At 44.6% G+C, this 1,879-nt stretch carries 2 protein-coding genes; both read left to right on the top strand.

Annotation, left to right across the window (positions count from 1 at the left end; all coding sequences use genetic code 11):
* Positions 1–60 precede the first annotated feature (60 nt).
* Entirely contained in the window at positions 61–513 is a 453-nt protein-coding gene (locus ACRD64_RS25195; RefSeq protein ID WP_430937402.1) for a helix-turn-helix domain-containing protein, read from the top strand.
* 89 nt (positions 514–602) lie between these two features.
* Complete coding sequence (locus ACRD64_RS25190; RefSeq protein WP_430937400.1) at positions 603–1,847, top strand: transposase; 1,245 nt, start codon at positions 603–605, stop codon at positions 1,845–1,847.
* Positions 1,848–1,879 lie beyond the last annotated feature (32 nt).

The following is a 1,879-nucleotide window of genomic DNA, read 5'->3' as shown; positions in this document are numbered from 1 at the left end:
CATGTAGGATTATTAAATATTTATTGGTATATTTATGTCGCCATAATAAATATTACACAAATGAAAACTAGACTCTTCTCCAAATCTCACAAAGGGGCTATCTCGTTGGAGATAAAGCCAACGGACTCCATTGCCTGGAAATTTTCCATGTTAATGGAGGCGGCTACTGCAAATGAAGACACCATTGAGAAAATCGCAAAAAGATATGGCTACACCAGGGAATATTTTTACACGGTCAAAAAGCAATACGAAGAAGGGGGGTGCCAGGCGTTGATGGATAAACCTAAAGGTCCAAAATCCAATTATAAGCGAACAGAGGAAATAGAGAAGAAGATCATCCGCCACCGTTTTTTAGACCCTGACGCCAACTGCGGGGTCATTGCGCAAAAAATGAACCAGACAGGGGATTTTATAAGCCAAAGGAGTGTTGAACGAACTATCAGGGAATACGGGCTTGAAAAAAAGGGCTACATAAAACAATTAAAGAAACAGAGGGAGAAAGCACAAAGATAATAGAACAGAAGTCCAAGCGGAGCTCCAAAAGCAGCATCCTGACACCCAAGGTCAACGAGCGTGAGTTCAGGGCCATTTTGGCAAATAAAGTGTCCGGCACATCGGTTGGCATGTGGCTGTTGGTGCCCGGTCTTTTAAAGCTTGGCGCATGGGATATACTGAAAGGTTGGAGCAATAGAATGGACACGGACATTGAGCCAAGGCTTGCGATGCAATTGGTCAATGAGTCTGCAATGTGCGTTAACCGTGTCAGGAGAAAGAATTCGTTGGGACATCAAGGTTTTCAGTTGCTCAACGGCATGGGCAGGCTTGCTTCCGACGAGCAGGCACACCTTTTGTTGAACGGGCACACGGTAAAAGACAGCTACGACATGATGCTCAACTTAGGCATGCAACGCAAGCTGTGCGGACATTACGGGGGTGATATAATAGCCGTGGACCCGCACCGGATATTGAGCAGTTCGAAACGGGTGATGTCCAAAAAAAAGAAAAAAACAGATGCCCCCACTCAAAAGATGCTGCAAACTTTTTTTTGCGTATCGGCACAAACAGGCCAGCCCATAATGGCCACCATGTCATCGACCGGGATGCCAACCACAAAGGCTACCCTTGAGCTGATATCGGCAACGGGAAAGATAATAAAAACCCCCTCTCTTTTGGTGGCGGACAAAGAGCATTTCACAAATGGATTATTCGAAGAGGTGTCAGCCCATAAAACATTCGACCTGCTGGTCCCTGCCATGAACACCCAAAGGGTAAAAGGCATCATGCAATCGCTTGAATATAGAAAACTGGATGCGGGATTTGCCCTTGCCGAAAGCAATTTTAATTTTGACGGCAAGAAAACAAAACACCGCTTTATTGCGGAACGTTTCGGGGAAAAGGAATATAGCTATGGAGCTTTCCTGACCACTTCCAACAAAGCTGCAAAGTCCCTTTTGTGCAACGATTATGACGATAGGTGGACTGTAGAGGAATTCTTTAGGTTTGAAAACGACATGGGGCTCAACCGGGCTTCGACAATGAACCTGAACATCAGGTATGGGGGGTTGGCCATGTCAATGCTGGCCCAGGCCGCAACTTACGAGCTGAGAAAAAGCTTGAGCGCGGAATATAAAAAATGGAACGCACGCCACCTTGCCGATGAGGTTCTGGCCTGGAACGATGGAGACATCAGGGTAAAAGATGATACCATTATTGTTACACTATACGGACATTCCGATTATTTGAAAACCGAGGAATTTATCAACCTCCCTCAAAAATTAATGCAAAAAAATATTGACCCACATATCCCATGGCTCTACAACTACAAACTTGACTTTAGATTTAAATAGTGTAATGTATTCTTGCTAAATAAAATCGTTGA

It is taken from the genome of Saccharicrinis sp. 156 (genome assembly GCF_050589685.1).
Classification (GTDB): Bacteria; Bacteroidota; Bacteroidia; order Bacteroidales; family Marinilabiliaceae; genus Saccharicrinis.
This window is presented reverse-complemented; position numbering and strand designations above follow the sequence as displayed.

What these genes read in the sequence shown, in the direction of transcription:
- ACRD64_RS25195 (WP_430937402.1), top strand. Translation starts at nt 61, where the DNA reads ATGAAAACTAGACTCTTCTCCAAATCTCACAAAGGGGCTATCTCGTTG.